This is a genomic window from Pectobacterium quasiaquaticum, assembly GCF_014946775.2.
GTDB classification, from domain to species: Bacteria; Pseudomonadota; Gammaproteobacteria; order Enterobacterales; family Enterobacteriaceae; genus Pectobacterium; species Pectobacterium aquaticum.
This window is the reverse complement of the sequence record NZ_CP065177.1, coordinates 3,815,181-3,831,077: the sequence shown is the minus strand read 5'-3', so window position 1 is coordinate 3,831,077 and position 15,897 is coordinate 3,815,181. Positions and strand designations below refer to the sequence as shown.

The following is a 15,897-nucleotide window of genomic DNA, read 5'->3' as shown; positions in this document are numbered from 1 at the left end:
CTCTGGTATCTAAGAAGGGTATATCCTATGTGCTGGGTAACCCTGCCACGACACAAGGAATCACAAAGAACGCCATGACAATCCGTATTGCGATAAACGGTTTTGGCCGCATCGGCCGCAGTGTTTTACGTGCGTTGTATGAATCAGGCCGCCGAGCCGAGATTACCGTTGTGGCTATTAACGAGCTGGCGAGCGCGGAAGGTATGGCGCATTTGCTCAAGTATGATTCCAGCCACGGCCGTTTTTCGTGGGATGTGCGTCAGGAGTGCGACCAGCTTTATGTCGGTGATGACTGTATTCGGCTGTTGCATCAGGCAGAGATTCAGCCATTGCCCTGGCGAGAACTCGGTGTCGATATCGTGCTGGATTGCAGCGGCGTTTACGGTAGCCGGGAAGATGGAGAAGCCCATCTGGCGGCAGGTGCGAAGAAAGTGCTGTTTTCTCATCCGGGAACGACGGATTTGGATGCTACGGTGGTGTTTGGTGTCAATCACCACCAGTTGGAAAGCGGGCACCGCATTGTTTCCAATGCGTCCTGCACGACCAACTGCATTATCCCAGTCATCAAACTGCTGGATGATGCCTTTGGTATCGAGAATGGGACGGTGACGACGATTCACTCGTCGATGAACGATCAACCGGTGATCGATGCTTATCATCACGATCTGCGGCGTACACGCGCCGCCAGCCAGTCGATCATTCCGGTAGATACTAAACTGTCGGCGGGGATCACCCGTATTTTTCCGCAGTTTGTCGATCGTTTTGAGGCGATCTCGGTGCGTGTGCCGACGATTAACGTCACGGCAATTGACCTGAGCGTTAGCGTCAGGAAAGCCGTAAACGTGAATGAAATTAACGCACTATTGCAAAAATCAGCGCACGAGTCGTTTCGTGGTATAGTTGATTACACTGAATTGCCGTTAGTGTCGGCTGATTTTAACCACGATCCGCACAGTGCCATTGTTGACGGTACGCAGACTCGGGTCAGTGGTCAGCATCTGATTAAAACATTGGTCTGGTGCGATAACGAATGGGGCTTTGCCAACCGGATGTTGGATACAACACGGGCGATGGCGGCTAGCGGTTTCTAGTACGACGGTGGCGATCTGGGGTCGCTATCTCGCTCAAGCAACTTTAAAAGAGAATCAACAAGAGGATTCACCATGTCTGTAATTAAGATGACCGATCTGGATCTGGCTGGTAAACGTGTTCTTATTCGTGCGGATCTGAACGTACCAGTAAAAGAAGGTAAAGTGACGTCTGATGCGCGCATCCGTGCCTCTCTGCCGACCATCGAAATCGCCCTGAAACAAGGCGCTCGCGTTATGGTCACTTCCCACCTGGGACGTCCGACTGAAGGCGAGTACAACGAAGAGTTTTCTCTGCTGCCTGTCGTTGACTACCTGAAAGAGAAACTGTCTTCTCCTGTGCGTCTGGCGAAAGACTATCTTGATGGAGTTGATGTCGCTGAAGGCGAGCTGGTTGTACTGGAAAACGTCCGCTTTAACAAAGGCGAGAAAAAAGACGACGAAGTCCTGTCCAAGAAATACGCGGCGCTGTGTGATGTGTTCGTAATGGACGCATTCGGTACGGCGCACCGTGCGCAGGCTTCCACCCACGGCGTGGGTAAATTTGCCACTATTGCCTGTGCAGGCCCGCTGCTGTCTGGTGAGTTGGAAGCGCTGGGTAAAGCCTTGAGTGAACCCGCACGTCCTATGGTTGCGATCGTGGGCGGTTCTAAAGTCTCCACCAAGCTGACCGTACTGGATTCCCTGTCTAAAATCGCCGATCAACTGATCGTCGGTGGCGGTATCGCTAACACCTTCGTTGCTGCACAAGGCCACAACGTGGGTAAATCCCTGTATGAAGCTGACCTGATTCCTGAAGCGAAAAAGCTGCTGGAAACCTGTGATATTCCTGTACCGAGCGATGTGCGTGTCGCGTCAGAATTCTCTGAAACTGCAGCTGCAACGCTGAAGTCTGTTACGGCAATCAAAGACGAAGAGCAAATTCTGGATCTGGGTGATGTGTCCGCTGAGCGTCTGGCTGAAATTCTGAAGAATGCCAAGACCATCCTGTGGAATGGCCCAGTTGGCGTCTTCGAATTCCCGAATTTCCGTAAAGGAACCGAGACCATCGCCCGTGCTATCGCAGAGAGCGACGCGTTCTCTATTGCAGGTGGCGGCGATACGCTCGCTGCGATCGATCTGTTTGGTATTGCAGATAAAATCTCCTACATTTCTACCGGTGGCGGTGCATTCCTCGAATTTGTCGAAGGGAAAAAACTGCCAGCAGTGGTTATGCTGGAAGAACGTGCCAAGCAATAATTTAAGGTAAGGGGCGCTTTTCCTCTTCCCTGTGGTTGTCTCGATAGGTGATGTTCGCAATATCGTGTCGAGACAACCTTGTCGATTTAACATCGACCTCTCTAACCCCTCCACGGCCAACGAAACGGGACACGTAACATGTCTAAAATTTTTGATTTCGTAAAACCCGGTGTCATCACTGGTGATGACGTTCAGAAAGTTTTCGCAGTAGCAAAAGAAAACAAATTCGCCTTGCCAGCAGTGAACTGTGTCGGTAGCGACTCAATCAATGCTGTGCTGGAAGCCGCAGCCAAAGTGCGCGCGCCGGTCATCGTTCAGTTCTCTAACGGCGGTGCCGCATTCATCGCCGGTAAAGGCCTGAAAGCAGAAGGTCAGCAGGCGGCAATTTTGGGTGCGATTTCTGGCGCTCATCATGTGCATCAAATGGCTGAACACTATGGCGTGCCAGTGATTCTGCACACAGACCACTGTGCGAAGAAATTGCTGCCGTGGATCGATGGCCTGCTGGACGCAGGTGAAAAACACTTTGCTGCGACTGGCAAACCGCTGTTCTCTTCTCACATGATCGACCTGTCTGAAGAATCTCTGGAAGAGAACATCGAGATCTGCTCTAAGTATTTGGCGCGTATGGCCAAAATCGATATGACCTTGGAAATCGAACTGGGTTGCACCGGTGGTGAAGAAGACGGCGTGGATAACAGCCACATGGACGCTTCTGCGCTGTACACCCAGCCAGAAGACGTTGACTACGCGTACACCAAACTGAACGCGATCAGCCCACGTTTCACTATCGCTGCTTCTTTCGGTAACGTGCATGGCGTATACAAGCCAGGTAACGTGAAGCTGACCCCGACCATCCTGCGTGATTCTCAGGAATATGTTTCCAAGAAACATAACCTGCCGCACAACAGCCTGGACTTCGTATTCCACGGTGGTTCTGGTTCCAGTGCTCAGGAAATCAAAGATTCCGTTAGCTACGGCGTAGTGAAAATGAACATCGATACCGATACCCAGTGGGCAACGTGGGAAGGTATCCTGAAATACTACAAAGAAAACGAAGCGTATCTGCAAGGCCAATTGGGCAACCCGAAAGGCGACGATCAGCCGAACAAGAAATACTATGACCCGCGTGTATGGCTGCGTGCCTCGCAGGCAAGCATGGTGACTCGTTTGGAACAAGCCTTCAAAGAGCTTAATGCTGTTGATGTGCTGTAAGTCAGACGACGTAAACATGGTTTGATGCTAAGGCTCCTACGGGAGCCTTAATTTTGGCGAGTTTTCGTACTGGCGAATGGGTGGGTTTGGGGGGCGTGTCCGGCTCGGTCACGCAGGTACAGAGCTCTCGACGACGCGCAGGCGGTGTATTGGGATCTGCTGGAAAGCTTTAAACGCGTGCTGGATGAGCACCATATTGCCATTCCTTATCCGCAGATGGGTGTGCACCTGCATAACGTACCGCAGGAACGCGCGGAATAATCGTTATGTTATCAGGGGCCAATTGACCCCTGATGCGTTTCCTTTCTTATTGCCCGTAATAGGCGTTTTTCCCGTGTTTACGCAGATAGTGCTTATCCAGCAGAACCTGTTGCATGTCCGCTATGCCAGGGGTGAGCTGGCGTGAAAAAATCCCCATGTAAGCCACTTCCTCCAGCACAACGGCATTATGTACTGCGTTGTGGGCGTCTTTGCCCCAGGCAAAAGGGCCGTGGGCGTTGACCAGCACCGCAGGGATATCTGTAGGGCTAATACCACGTTGACGGAACGTTTCGATGATGACGTTGCCGGTTTCCAATTCGTAGTGCTGTTCGATTTCATCCTGCGTCATAAGCCGGGTACACGGGATTGAACCGTAGAAATAGTCAGCGTGCGTGGTGCCCCACGCGGGGAGATCCAGCCCAGCTTGGGCCCAAATGGTGGCGTGGCGAGAGTGCGTGTGTACGATGCCGCCGATATCGGTAAACGCACGATACAGCGCCAGATGTGTTGCGGTATCTGACGAGGGCTTCTTGCTGCCTTCAAGGGGTTGTCCAGAAACTAGGTCGACCACCACCATATCGTCTACGGTCATACAATCGTAGTCCACGCCCGAGGGCTTGATGACGACGACGCCGCGTTCTCGATCGACGGCGCTGACGTTACCCCAGGTAAAGGTCACCAGATGATGGCGTGGTAGATCCAAATTTGCTTCCAATACCTGTTGTTTAAGCTGTTGTAACGTTAGCATGTCATTCCCCCTTGCTGCATTTTCTGTTCTATCCAACGGCGCGCTTGAACAATTTCGGCGACCGGTTCATCGGCTTTTTCTGTCCACATTTCGATCAAAAAAGCGCCGCGATAATTGAGGTTCTTTAATGTTTTGAAAACGGAAACGAAATCCACGCAGCCTTCTCCAAATGGCACGTCACGAAACTGCCCTGGTGAGGTTTCAGTGACAGGAAAGGTGTCTTTTAGATGGATTGCGGCGATACGATCGATACCGAGTTGTAACTCATGGTTGACGTTATTGCCCCAGGCACTCAGGTTGCCGACGTCTGGATAGACGGTAAACCACGGTGAAGCTAGGCAGGCATCCCAGGCTTTCCACTTACTGATCGAGTTCATAAACGCGGTGTCCATGATCTCTACGGCTAACATCACTTGTGCAGCGGCTGCGCGTTCGACGGCCCACTGCATGCCTTCGGTAAATCGGGCGAGTGTCCCTTCATCCTGCTGTTCGTAATAAACGTCATAGCCTGCCAATTGAATCGTTCGGATACCGACATCATTAGCCAGTTGAATCGCCTGCTCCATGATCGCAAAGGCTCGCTGACGTAACGCCTCGTCGTGGCTGCCGAAGGGAAAACGCCGATGCCCAGATAGGCACATTGAAGGAATACGGATACCTGTTTCCAACATGGCGCTGACCAGCGAGAGCCGCTGTTCTTTTGTCCATTCCAAGCGTGAGAGGCGTTCGTCACTTTCGTCCACTGACATTTCGACAAAATCAAAGCCACAGGCCTTTGCCAGCGCCAGCCTTTCAGGCCAGGTCAGGTGTTTTGGCAACGCTTTCTCGTAAATTCCTAATGGGTGCTGGCGCATCTTAAGGCCTCCAGATTGTGTTAATCGCGCTGCGGAACTGCTGAGCTACGTCGATTGGATTGGGAGCATCGGACAGTGCACGTCCGGCAATGAAGGACGTGACGGCAATATCGCTGAACAGGGGGAGATCTGTGGGCGTCAATCCCCCTGTGACGGACAGTTCTATGCCGAGGTCTGATAGTGCTTTCATTGCGTCGAGATCCTGTTGTCCCCAAGTCTGACCGTTAGCCTGTGCATCGCGTCCACGGTGGTAAATAGCCTGTTTTATACCCACGTTGCGCCAATTTTTGGCGTCTTCGAGCGTCCAGCGACCAAATAACTCAATTTGGATTTCCCCTTGGTAGCGTTCTGCCACTTCCAATGCGCTTGCCATGGTAGGCAACGGTGCTGCACAAATGACGGTCATCCAGTTGGCACCGTGGGAAAATGCCTGTTCGGCGAGCGTGCCGCCTGCGTCAGCGACTTTCAGGTCTGCTACCAGAATGTGTTGTGGGCAGCGTTCCCGCAGATGGCTGATGGCTTGGATACCTGCGCTGATGCATAGAATGGTGCCCGCCTCGATAATGTCGACATAGGGATGAAGCTGCTCCACTGTCGTTAAGGCCGCATCCAGCCGAGTATGATCGAGCGCCAGTTGCAGGCGTGGTTGCATTTTCATGGTTTCTCCTTAACGGCGGGTTGCAGCGATTTTAATGTCTCAACCAGTGCCTGATAGTGTTGGTATTTTTTGTCGTAGGCTGTGCGAACGTCTTCATCTGGGGTAAGGCGTGTAATGCGTGGTGAGAGCACCCGCTGGGCGGCAGTGAAATCGCTAAAGGCACCGCTGCCGACCATCGCCGCCATCGCCGCACCAAGACAGCCGGTTTCTTCTACCTGTGGGAGTTCGACAGGCAGGCTGCTGATGTCCGCGAACATCTGCATCCAAGGGAGAGACTTGGCAGGCCCACCAGTAATTCGTAACGCGTCCACGTGAGGGAAGCGCTGACGCATACGATTCAGGTGCGCCATGTGGCAGAACACCACGCCTTCGTAAATGGCCTGAACGAGGTGCTCTCGCTGGTGGAACGCTTGCAGGCCGTAGAAGCTGGCGCTGAGCCCTAATCCGGCGTTGGAGCCATACAAGAACGGGACAAACAGTAGGGGGCTGCCTGCTTTAGGCAGATCCGAAACCCAGCGGTTGATCTGAGCATAATCGACCTCTAAACCGTCACTCAGCCCCCATTGTTGGCAGAACCATTCCAGATTGGCGGCAGACGTAGGGCTGGCTTCATGCACGATGTAACGGCCTGCTTCCGCATGGCGGCCATACACAAAAGGATGGTCGTAGCCATCAGCGAGCGTGTCGGTGATGCCGCTGGTAACAGACCATGTTCCCATTACAGCATTGAGTCGGGTTTCGTCCTGAAGCCCCGCACACAGCGCGGTAGAAACCACATCGAATAATCCGCCGACGACGGGGGTTCCTGCTTGTAGCCCGGTGAGCTGTGCCGCTTCTGGGGTAATTTGGCCTGCGATATCAGCAGAACCGATAAGCGGCGGTAAAGCATCGATGATTTCTGCAATCCCGAGCTGTTTTGCTAGTTCTGGGTCGTAGCGGCCCGTATCCATGTTGTAGAGATTGGATTCGGAGATATTGGTTTCTTCACAAGCCCGTTTTCCGGTCAGGCAAAAACGCAGATAGTCGTGTGCCATGAACAACGTACCGATTTGTGCATAGCGTGTTGGCTGGTGGTCTTTAAGCCACCGTAGTAGCGAAACCGGATGGCCTGTCCACAGCGTCTGCCGCGTCTGAGGATAAAGCGCTTGCGGTATCCCTGCCTGCTGCCATGCCAGAACCTGTTCACGTGCGCGTTGATCGGATGACAGCATCGCATTGCCTAGCGGCTTGTCATGTTTATCCAGCAAAAATAACCCTTTACCTTGGGCAGAGATCCCTACGCCAGAAATGGCGCTGGTGGGGAGTGCTGCTCTGCTCAGCAGTTCGCGAATAACCTCAGCAGCGGTCTGCCACAGGGTGTGCATGTCGCGCTCAGCCCAACCGGGTTGCGGTGTGGTAATTGGCAGATTACGACGTGCGATGCCGTACTCTGTTCCGGTGATGTCATAGATCCCTGCTTTGATAAAGGTACCGCCGCAGTCGAGCCCCAGAAAATAGTCCATCATGCTGCCTCCGTAGACTCATCGCAGCGCGGTGGTAGCATCATGGCCAGTACAGCAGCAATCGCCAGCGAGATGGCCAAACTGTAGACACCAACGTCTTTGTTAAAGGCTGAAATCAGGACGCCGACCATATAGGGGCCGCAGAAACCACCGAGATTACCGAGTGCGTTAATGACACCACGAGCGCCGCCAGCGACGCCGGCATCAAACAGCTTGGGAGGAATGGTCCAGAACACGCCCGCAGCCGCCTGAATGAAGACGCCACAGCCGACCAGTGCGGCATAGGACCACCAGATATGGTTTTTGAGCAAGACGGACAGCGCCATGCAGATAGCAAAACAGGCGAGCGGTAATGCGACGAAGACTTTACGCTTTCCTGAGTTATCGGACAGATAAGAGATCGTGAACATGCCGATGATCGCACCGATATAAGGCAAAATAGCCAGCATGCCGACCTGTTCCATATTGCCGTTGGTTAGCCCTTTTAGAATAGTGGGTAACCACAGGGTGTAGCCGTAAATGCCTGTCTGGTAAAAGAAATTTACCAAGATTAACTGCCACATCAACTTTTCGCGCAGTACTCGGCTTAGGGAGGCATTACGGACGGTTTTTCCTTGCAGGGCTGCTTGTTCTTCCTGTAACGTTTTGATCAGATAATCTTTTTCTGCCTGTGAAATCCATTTCGCTTCCTGCGGGCGGTTGCTGATGGTAAACCACCACAGCAGCATAACCACCAGCGAGAACCCTCCTTCAACCAGAAACAGCATGCGCCAGTCCCAGGTTGTGATCACCCAGCCAGAAAGCGGAGCGGTCAAAATTCCGGCGATAGGCACAAACATGATGACGATGGCGTTGGCACGACCGCGTTCTTTATCTGGGAACCAGTTGCTGATCATGGTTAACACCACGGGCAGCATGCCACCCTCAGAGACGCCGAGTGCGAAACGCAGAAACAATAACTGATATTGATTGGTCACCAGACCCGTCAGTACCGAGATAACAGCCCAGGCTAACAGCGACCAGCCGATAAACTTCTTACCATTGCCGTGTACCGCCAGTTTGCCGCCCGGAACCTGGAGGAACAGATAACCGATAAAGAAAATACCACCGGCCAGACCCGCCATAGATGCCGTAATACCCAGTTCATCATCCATACCGCCGGGCATGGCAAATGCAATATTGACGCGATCCATGTAGGAAATAATGCAGGTAATCAGAATAGGAGGCACGATCCTCAACCAGCGTAATCGAGGAATGTTTGCCGCTGTGGGCTGGCTAGAAGAAACTGTAGCTGTATTCATATCACTTTACCCTTCAACATGTTGCGTGCATGGCGTGCGTCATTTTGGGCTTTTTCGCGCGTAGCGATCCCCGCACATGCCCGCAGGCATGTGTCGCGTTACATGACAAAATCAGAAACGATTAGGGCGCGTGAAAGTGTGCCATCGGTATCTTCACCACTACTTTGCGGATTGAGCAGGACTGCTCGTGAATGCAGGCCGGACGATGCACATCCTGAGGAAAGAACACGGCAAAGTTGCCCGAATGCATGGTCAGCCAGGACTCGTCATCAACATCCTGATAGAACAAGATGTCGCGTGCTTCGTTCCATTCCTGATGTACCGGATTACGGCCGTTATCCGTTACCACGCCGATCTTTTCGGTTCCGCTGACTAAAAATTGCACATCAATATTGTGACGATGGACTTCGGGATGTAAGTCATTTTTAGCCTGCGTGTGTAGATCCAGTACCTGAACGGCATAGCCTGTCTCTTCATCAAGGTAGCGGCCAGCCGGTAAGGCGCTGAAGTCGGTTTTTTGCAGGTAGGCCAGCGCACGGGCGACAGGCGCAGGGTGCTGACCAAAAACGGTATTGTCGATATGACCGAAGATCATGGGACGTCTCCTTGTTAAAGCGCCTGAATTCGTGCCCACACCCTTTCATCAACTGGGATGCCGTCGCGCAAGTTTTCTTCGCGAATACGCGGAAACTTATGGCCCGGCAGACGGATGGCGACATCCGGTTGTGTGCGCTCGGCGCTGGTGATGTAATCCATTATGCGTTTCAGTTTTTCATCGCGGGTTTTGCCGTCGATCAACCTATCGATCTCAATGGCGATGAAGACCTGCGATACGCCGTATTCGTCGCGATGATCTTCTGTGACTTCTGCGACGGAGGCACCGCCGGACAGTAGGGTGGCGATCATGTCTAACACAATAGACAGGGCCGATCCTTTCCAGTAGCCCGCTGGGAGAATGCGCCTGTTTTCCTCGATAATGGCTGGATCGCGGGTCAAATTACCGTCGTTGTCAAACCCGCCATCAACGGGCAAGGTCTTGCCTGCCAATCGGTTTATCTCTAGCGCGCCATAGGAAAACATCGACATCGACATATCCACCATGGTGATTGGGTTGCCGGGGACGGCGACGATCAGCGGATTAGTGCCGATGCGGCAGGTTTTTGCTCCCCACGGTGGCATAACGGCGATCGAGTTAGTCCAGCAAATACCGATGTAGCCTTTCTCGGCGGCTTGCCAGCCGTAGCCTCCGCCGCGCATCCAGTGGTTGGCGTTGCGCAGCGCCACCAGACCGATACCGTGTGCATCTGCCAACTGCATAGCGCGACCCATCATACGGCGAGCTGTCAGGTTGCCAATGCCCTGATGGGCATCCCACTGCTCGATAGCACCGAGTGAGAGCAGTTTGCTGGGTTCGGCATTGGGTATGATATCGCCAGCGTCCAACTGCTGAATAAAGCGTGGGAACCGGTTTACACCGTGAGAATAAACGCCGTCGGCTGAAGTATCGGCGAACAGCGTCGCGCAGGCATCGGCGGTTTCTTCCGCTACATTGCGCGCCAGTAAAACACGTTTGAACTGTTGCTTAAGGTCGTTGTAACTCACTCTCATAACGCGTCTCCATGACGATAATTAGGTTGCTTTTTATTCGTCATATTTCATTATGCGAAATTGCATTTCAAATAAATGCTATACCTGTGCTTGCATGAAGTCAAAACGAGAGTGTGTTAAATTTTCATTTAAAAACAGATGGTTATTTTAATTTGATGAGTTTGTGATCTGGGGCGCATTTTGCCTTGTACGTGGGGTTTAGGCGTGACGGAGTAGGGCGATAGAATCGCCCTGCCAGAGAGGCGGCCCCCTATAGTGGGAGCGTTAGCCTGATTCGGTACAGTGATGTTGTTGCAGTAATATAGAGTTCATCGCCGTTGGGGCCCCCTAATGTGCAATTGGATACGCGTTCTGGTACATCGATCTTGCCAATTTGCTCGCCAGAGGGATTAAAAATTAATACACCATCGGCACAGCTACAAAAGAGATTCCCTGCACGGTCAAGACAAAAACCATCTGGAAAACCGGGAGCCACAGCAGCAAAATGGCGTCCGGTACCGAGTTGGTTTCCCTCTACCGGATAAACCCGTAGTTCGCGGCGGCCAAGTGTTGGAAAATCAACAATCGACATATCTGCGACATACAAGTGCGTTTCATCCGGTGAAAATGCTAACCCGTTAGGACGCTGGAGATCGCTGGCGGCGATACTGAGTAAACCGTCACGTGGATCGAAACAGTACACGTAACAGCCGATGACCTGGCTTTCTGATTTATACCCTTCCTCATCGCCAGTGATGCCGTAAGGTGGGTCAGTAAACCAGATCGTACCGTCGCTACGGATCGCCACATCATTTGGGGAGTTGAAACGTTTCCCATCGATACGATCGACCAACACACGAATCTCGCCATTGCTTTCGTGGCGGCTAATACAGCGCCGCCCATGCTCACAGCTCACGATACGTCCCTGTGCATCCAGCGCGTTACCATTCGCATAGTGCGATGGGGATCGCCAAATGCGTATATCGCCATCGCGATACCAGATAAACATTTGGTTTCCTTTGACGTCGCTGAATACCACGGCATCCTGCTGCGGTAACCATACTGGGCCTTCGGCCCAGATGGCAGGAGAACACAGACGCTCAAGTTGCTGTGTCATGATGTGGTCTCCACTTACTTCACGCCCCAAATGGATTTGTAATGGCTTTGATAGTCGTTCTGTGGGTCATATTGATTACTATTGCCGCCGTCGCTGCCAATATTTTCTGCGGTAACCAGATGTGCAGGCGTCACGTAACCTGAAGGTGGCTGTTTGGCAAAGGCACGGTTAAATTCATCCAACAACTGCCAACCGTGCAGTTTCAGCGGCTCGGGTACCGTAGCCGATTGGCTATCGCCGGAACGGATGCGCTGATAAGCGGAGACGGAACCGTCACCTGCTGAGATATTGTAAGGGGCATTTTTGCCACCTTTACCTGCTGTCTTCAGTGAAGGAGCCATAAAATCGAAATACAGATCGTTAATGGCCAGCGAATATTGGAAGCTATCTCCGTATTTCTGTAACAGGCTAAAGGTCATCGCGGGCATACGGTTTGCTGTATCTGCCAGCGGAGTATCAATAAACTCCAGCACTTTGCAGCCGCTGCATTTGCCGATCTCTTCCTTCATGACATTGGCTTTGTCGAGTGCAATTTGATAGAGCGAATCGGTAAAAATCAGCACATTGGCCTTGCCACCCGACTTCACGACGGCGTACTGTGCCGCAATACGGGCTACCTCATTAGAATCTGAGGTGACGTTATAGAAAACGTCATATTTGGGTAAGGGGCCGGGCTCTGGCACCGCATGCCAGGCGGTCAAAATGATGCCTTGCTGAACCGCTTTTTTCAGCGGGATCTTAGCAACGTTTGGATTCCATCCCCCGATGACGATACCATCTGGTTTCTGGGCAATGGCCTGATTGAGTGAAGACAGTTGGTCTTTGACTGATCCTCCCCCATCCAACGTTTCCAGTTTCCAGCCTGCGGCTTTTGCCGCTTCACTCAGCCCCTGTTGTACGCCCTGTACGCCGCCATTTTTCATATCGGAAGCGATAAAAATGATCTTTTTATTGGGTTGAAGTGCTGGCCCGCTGGTCGGTCCATCCCACTGGGTACTGCTGCTGGTCGCTTTGGCTACCGCTGCTGTCGCTTGATCAAGATAGCTGTCCGCCCATGTTGGCATACTGCTCAAGAAGAGTGCGCTAAGTCCTGATAACATCAAAAAACGTTTCATAGGGTGTACTCCTGCTAGTGATGTGTCGCGTTATGGTTATCATTTTCGGGTTTGAAGGTTTTCCTACTGAGAACTCTCCTGGTGAGGGCGTTGAGGCTTGACGGTTTGACTACGTTGTACTGCTTTCTGATTGAGTAACCGACGGCGCTGGGCATAGCCTGCCAGCGTGATAGACAGTAACAGCGTTGCACCGTTGAACAGCGGTTCAACCCAGAATTCGCCGCCAAATTGCTGGATTCCGGCAATGCCGATAGCAAGAATAGCGATGCCGACTACCGTTCCCCAGACGTTCACTCGTCCGGGGCGAATGGTGGTGCTGCCGAGGAAAGCGCCGACCAGCGCGGGTAACAAATAGTCCATGCCGACGCTGGCTTGCCCGACGCCCTGTTCGGCGGCAATCAGCACTCCGCTAAAACCGGTTAATACGCTTGAGGCAATGAAGGCACCGATCGTGAAACGGTTGACAGAAATGCCATTCAGTCTTGCGGCTGCCGGATTACCGCCGACGGCATACATACAGCGTCCAAGCGGCGTGTGTTCGGTGATGAGCCACAGTACGATGGCGACAACCAGCACATAAAAGGCTGCGAGAGGGATCCCCGCTATTTCGGTGTGATGGAGTGCAATAAAGGCATCCGGTAGATCGCCAACGATCTGACGCCCCCCTGAGTGCCACAGCGCGACAGCGTATAGCACGGTGCCTGAACCAAGTGTGGCAACGAAGCTGTCGATATCGGCAAGGGCCACAAGAATACCGTTAAGCAGGCCGTACAGTGCTGAAATCACGAGCACGATAAGCACGGCCATCTGCCATGAAAAACCGTATTCCACCTGAAGGGTAATCGCCAAAATGTGCCAGAGCACGATGCCAAAGCCGACGTTGAGATCGATTTTTCCGACGATCATGGGAATGGTAGCGGCCAAGGCTAATAGCGCGATTTTTGCTTTGCTAGACAGGATAGCCTGTAGCGTCAATAAAGACGCAAACGACGGCGTTGTCAGAGAAAATAGAATAACCAGTGCAATGCACAGCAACAGCAGACCATAGCGGGTCAGCATTTGCGTCAGCCACGGGCCTGCGCCATCCTGAGATAGACTCACGCGCTGTTCTAGTGCCGTTGATTTTACTGAAGTTTTATTCGACATTATTTTTTCCTTCAAACAGGTGATGCAATTTGGGTGGTTGGTATGGCTCACTGAAAGCCAACCGTTACCCATCAAGGCCGTCTGTGCTGTAATGCGTAAGCGAGCCTCTTAGATCGAGGCTGCGGTTTCCCCAGTGCTGGCAGAGGCCAGCTCTAATAAATTGGCAAAAGAGACTTGCTGATTTTTGAGTTCACCAACGACTTTCCCACGGTTGAAAACCAGCGCCCGATTGCAGATATGGGCGATTTCTTCAAAGTCGTTAGAGATCACCAATACGGCTACACCGTCCGCGAGTGATTTATTTAACAGATGGTAAATTTCTGCCCGTGCGCCCACATCTACGCCTGCTGTGGGGTCTTCCAGGATAAGTAAAGGCGCACCGAGGTGCATCCAGCGTGCCATCACCACTTTTTGCTGGTTCCCACCGGAGAGCGCGCTGATATCGATATTGACGTTCTTTGGCCGAACATCGAACAGTTGTACTTTCCACCAACTGGCCCCGATTTCTTCGCGCCGGCTATAGGTTGAGAGCAATTTATGTCCGCTGGCACAGGGATTGATGAACAAATTTTCGCGTACGCTCATCGACATCACTAGGCTCTCATTGGTGCGATCGCCAGCTACCAATGACACGCCACTGTTCATTGCCTGTTGTGGCGAATTTGCGCGGTAAGGTGCGTCACGAAAGCGGATATCTCCACTTTCGCGCTTGCGAAGCCCGAACAGCAAACGGCCAATTTCTTCCTGCCCTGCGCCGCGTAGACCTGCCAACGCCAGCATTTCCCCCGGTTGCAGGCTGAAACTGACTGGGCCGATATCACCGACGATGACATTGTCCAATTGCAAAACGGGGGACTGGGCTTCGGGTAGTGGTTCGCGTTGATCGCCTGATATCGCTTCTCCTACGATCATTTGCACGAGATCGCGCAGTGAGTAATCTGCGGTATTTCCTCCTGCCACATAGCGGCCATCGCGCATGACGCAAACCCGATCGGCAATTTCGATCACTTCATCTAGTCTGTGGGTGACGTAGATCATGCCAACCTTTTTCGCACGTAGTCGGTTAATGACGGAAAATAGATGACGAACATCGTTCGCTGGGAGCGACGCGGTGGGTTCGTCCAGCACCAGCAGTTCTGCATTAACGGCCACCGCGCGGGCGATCGCCAGAAGGGATTTTTCCGTTCGTGAAAGTTCGAATACACGGGCATCAGGATCCAACACGATCCCAACATCGTCTAAGGCCTGAGTGGCGCGTCGGCGTATCGCTCGCCAATCAATTAAGCCGTAGCGACGGGGGAAGCCCATCACCAGTGCCATATTTTCCGCGACGGTCATCCACTCGATCAGCCCGAGATCTTGATGGATAAAGGCAATAGGTTGGAGGCCGTCACTTTTTATCGCCGCGGCAGAGGCTATGTTGGTTCCGCGAAATTGAATATCGCCATGATCACGAGGATAAACGCCAGCCAGTACCTTAATGAGTGTCGATTTTCCGGCCCCATTTTCGCCGAGTAGCGCCAGTACTTCCCCCGGCATTACCTGGAGGCTGACATCGTTGACTGCAATATTTCCACCAAAACGCTTGGTGATATGGCTGAGCGTTAGTATGGGGTAATCCATATTGACTTGATTCATGTACGCGCCCTTTTATCCAGTACTTGTAACCTGCACGATGCAACATCGGTAAGTGACTTATCCTTGTCGCGTTTAGGCATCAGTACTGAGATACCTTCTCTGGTTAAGCAATGAACTAAAAACAAAATAAACAAACTATAGGTGTTTTAGTGAACGTTAAATTCCAATATACGAAATCTGATTTCAAAAAATAATATGCCGAACGTAACGTTAAAGCAAAGCCGAAAGCGTTTTTAATTTATATAAAAAACAATGTGTTATTTTTGTTGTTTCGTATTTGTGACGCACTACGCACTTCCTGGTTAAGGGCAATGTTGCGTATTTTTGTCTCCCTGTTGACAATGAAATGCCGTTCCACTTCACCTCATGTAGCCCTTGCGGTAACATCTTTATCTTGAAGAGAATTGGCGGCCCCGACGCACTGTGTG

Annotated in this window: 14 protein-coding genes and 1 pseudogene; 4 read left to right on the top strand and 11 right to left on the bottom strand. The window is 52.2% G+C overall.

The window, feature by feature from the left end; all coding sequences use genetic code 11:
* The first annotated feature begins 74 nt into the window (after positions 1-74).
* The 4 genes and pseudogenes from epd to IG609_RS17460 all read left to right on the top strand — a co-directional run.
* Positions 75-1,091 (top strand): erythrose-4-phosphate dehydrogenase, encoded by a 1,017-nt coding sequence (gene epd, locus IG609_RS17475; protein WP_014916731.1) that lies wholly within the window; start codon positions 75-77, stop codon positions 1,089-1,091.
* 72 nt (positions 1,092-1,163) lie between these two features.
* Complete coding sequence (gene pgk, locus IG609_RS17470; RefSeq protein WP_039361752.1) at positions 1,164-2,327, top strand: phosphoglycerate kinase; 1,164 nt, start codon at positions 1,164-1,166, stop codon at positions 2,325-2,327.
* Between the two features lie 138 nt (positions 2,328-2,465).
* Positions 2,466-3,542 (top strand): class II fructose-bisphosphate aldolase, encoded by a 1,077-nt coding sequence (gene fbaA / locus IG609_RS17465; protein ID WP_039487408.1) that lies wholly within the window; start codon positions 2,466-2,468, stop codon positions 3,540-3,542.
* A gap of 132 nt (positions 3,543-3,674) precedes the next feature.
* Positions 3,675-3,803: pseudogene (locus tag IG609_RS17460) on the top strand (mechanosensitive ion channel protein MscS); the annotation flags it as partial.
* Between the two features lie 46 nt (positions 3,804-3,849).
* Here IG609_RS17460 and araD read toward each other — a convergent pair.
* The 11 genes from araD to IG609_RS17405 all read right to left on the bottom strand — a co-directional run bounded on the left by araD (position 3,850) and on the right by IG609_RS17405 (position 15,469).
* Positions 3,850-4,551 (bottom strand): L-ribulose-5-phosphate 4-epimerase, encoded by a 702-nt coding sequence (gene araD, locus IG609_RS17455; RefSeq protein ID WP_193398204.1) that lies wholly within the window; start codon positions 4,549-4,551, stop codon positions 3,850-3,852.
* The gene (locus IG609_RS17450; protein WP_193398205.1) at positions 4,545-5,405 is read right to left on the bottom strand and encodes an L-ribulose-5-phosphate 3-epimerase; all 861 of its coding nucleotides are present in this window, start codon (positions 5,403-5,405) and stop codon (positions 4,545-4,547) included. Before IG609_RS17450 ends, araD begins: the two co-directional genes overlap by 7 nt.
* Position 5,406: 1 nt before the next feature.
* Positions 5,407-6,063: a 3-keto-L-gulonate-6-phosphate decarboxylase UlaD gene (gene ulaD, locus IG609_RS17445; RefSeq protein ID WP_193398206.1), complete on the bottom strand. Its 657-nt coding sequence runs from the start codon at positions 6,061-6,063 to the stop codon at positions 5,407-5,409.
* Entirely contained in the window at positions 6,060-7,565 is a 1,506-nt protein-coding gene (locus tag IG609_RS17440) for an FGGY-family carbohydrate kinase (protein WP_284070740.1), read from the bottom strand. Before IG609_RS17440 ends, ulaD begins: the two co-directional genes overlap by 4 nt.
* On the bottom strand, positions 7,565-8,866 hold the full coding sequence (locus IG609_RS17435) for an MFS transporter (protein ID WP_193398208.1): 1,302 nt from the start codon (positions 8,864-8,866) through the stop codon (positions 7,565-7,567). Before IG609_RS17435 ends, IG609_RS17440 begins: the two co-directional genes overlap by 1 nt.
* A gap of 121 nt (positions 8,867-8,987) precedes the next feature.
* The gene (locus IG609_RS17430) at positions 8,988-9,461 is read right to left on the bottom strand and encodes a NanQ anomerase/TabA/YiaL family protein (protein WP_193398209.1); all 474 of its coding nucleotides are present in this window, start codon (positions 9,459-9,461) and stop codon (positions 8,988-8,990) included.
* Positions 9,462-9,475: 14 nt separating this feature from the next.
* Positions 9,476-10,474 carry a 3-dehydro-L-gulonate 2-dehydrogenase gene (gene yiaK / locus IG609_RS17425; RefSeq protein WP_193398210.1) on the bottom strand — a complete coding sequence of 333 codons (999 nt, stop codon included), beginning with the start codon at positions 10,472-10,474 and terminating at the stop codon, positions 9,476-9,478.
* A gap of 250 nt (positions 10,475-10,724) precedes the next feature.
* The gene (locus IG609_RS17420) at positions 10,725-11,570 is read right to left on the bottom strand and encodes an SMP-30/gluconolactonase/LRE family protein (protein ID WP_193398211.1); all 846 of its coding nucleotides are present in this window, start codon (positions 11,568-11,570) and stop codon (positions 10,725-10,727) included.
* 14 nt (positions 11,571-11,584) lie between these two features.
* Positions 11,585-12,685, bottom strand: coding sequence for an ABC transporter substrate-binding protein (locus IG609_RS17415; RefSeq protein ID WP_193398212.1), 1,101 nt, complete (start codon positions 12,683-12,685; stop codon positions 11,585-11,587).
* A gap of 63 nt (positions 12,686-12,748) precedes the next feature.
* Positions 12,749-13,831 (bottom strand): ABC transporter permease, encoded by a 1,083-nt coding sequence (locus IG609_RS17410; protein ID WP_102118504.1) that lies wholly within the window; start codon positions 13,829-13,831, stop codon positions 12,749-12,751.
* A 108-nt stretch (positions 13,832-13,939) separates the two neighbouring features.
* Positions 13,940-15,469, bottom strand: coding sequence for a sugar ABC transporter ATP-binding protein (locus IG609_RS17405; protein ID WP_193398213.1), 1,530 nt, complete (start codon positions 15,467-15,469; stop codon positions 13,940-13,942).
* Positions 15,470-15,897 lie beyond the last annotated feature (428 nt).